The 1,180-nt window shown below is 61.7% G+C and carries 3 protein-coding genes; 2 read left to right on the forward strand and 1 reads right to left on the reverse strand.

The window, feature by feature from the left end; translation table 11 throughout:
• Positions 1 to 56: 56 nt before the first annotated feature.
• Entirely contained in the window at positions 57 to 407 is a 351-nt protein-coding gene (locus tag CFII68_RS25650; RefSeq protein WP_014337703.1) for a hypothetical protein, read from the reverse strand.
• A 142-nt stretch (positions 408 to 549) separates the two neighbouring features.
• Between CFII68_RS25650 and CFII68_RS25645 the strand changes: the two genes are divergently transcribed.
• Both CFII68_RS25645 and CFII68_RS25640 read left to right on the forward strand, forming a co-directional pair.
• The gene (locus tag CFII68_RS25645) at positions 550 to 810 is read left to right on the forward strand and encodes a hypothetical protein (protein ID WP_014337702.1); all 261 of its coding nucleotides are present in this window, start codon (positions 550 to 552) and stop codon (positions 808 to 810) included.
• A gap of 2 nt (positions 811 to 812) precedes the next feature.
• The gene (locus tag CFII68_RS25640; protein WP_018600110.1) at positions 813 to 1,148 is read left to right on the forward strand and encodes a DUF6388 family protein; all 336 of its coding nucleotides are present in this window, start codon (positions 813 to 815) and stop codon (positions 1,146 to 1,148) included.
• The last annotated feature ends 32 nt before the right edge of the window (positions 1,149 to 1,180 follow it).

Consider the following 1,180-nt stretch of genomic DNA (forward strand, 5'->3'; position numbering starts at 1 on the left):
CCGCTTTCGCGAGCAAGCCCGCTCCCACACTCAATCCGGTTTTCAATTCGAGTTGCTTAAAGACACGTCGCCAACGCCGCCAACCGGCGCTTGGCCACGAAGTCGTCATGCTTGGCGTAATAACTCAACTCGGTGCCCGTCGCACCGGCATGCAAATCGACAAACGATTCGGCAGAGCGGGTGTAGACCGTCGAGCCACCCTTCTTGCCCGGTTGCAGGTAGGCGCCAGCATCGACACCGAACACCGCTTCGTCCTGCCAGGAGAACTGCACGCACTGGGCCACGATCTGTTCGGGTTTGTCCGAGGTCAGGGTCTTGTAAGGGGCCTGGGTCCGGGCCTCGTTCATCGCCGAACCCGCACAGCCGGCCAGCAAGGTTGCGGCCAGGGCCACCGTCAACATTCGCATTGCGTTCACTCATCGAGAAAAAAAACGGACTGTAGCACTGCGACCCGGGCCTTCGTGCTGCTTTACTGAAATTTACACGGGACATCGCCCTGCGATTCGCGCACCCTGTCGCGCCATTGCCACCAGCCACGCGGAACACCCCATGACTCCCAACGCCGAATTCTACAAACCCACCGCCGAATACGCCGACAAACTGATCAGCCAGATCGGCCAGACACCGTCCTGGATCGCCAAGCGCATCGGCGTCACCGACAAGCGGATTCGCTACATCCTCGACGGCGAACGCACCGTCAAGGGCGAAACCACGCCGATCCAGATGACCTACACCGAACAATTCGCCCTCGAATGCCTGGCGGCTGCGGCCAAGGCCAGCAAGAAGCAGTCTGCATCCCCCAAGGAGTGACCATGGCGGCAACCGAACAACAACACGAACGGGCCCTGGAAATATTTCTCGATGAGCACCCCGAGCTGCGCATCGAGTTGGACCACCTCAACCCGCTGCTGGCCCAGGCCAAGGGCGAGACCGCCGCGCAGTACCGCGCCGAGCGGTTGCATGAAGCCTTCGAAGCCGAGGCCGAGCGCCTGGGCCTGTTTGCCTGGGAACTGACCCTGCAACTGACCGCCGCCTCACCCCAGGAATATCAGGCCCAGCGCCTGGAGGTGCACAGGGAAGTGGCGGAAATGGCCGGGATGGAATGGGCGGAGTATTGCGAGTTGCATGGCCTAAAGGTTAAGCACTGACCCCCTGTGGCGAGGGAGCTTGCTCCCGCTGG

Source organism: Pseudomonas sp. CFII68 (genome assembly GCF_000416195.1).
Classification (GTDB): domain Bacteria; phylum Pseudomonadota; class Gammaproteobacteria; order Pseudomonadales; family Pseudomonadaceae; genus Aquipseudomonas; species Aquipseudomonas kilonensis.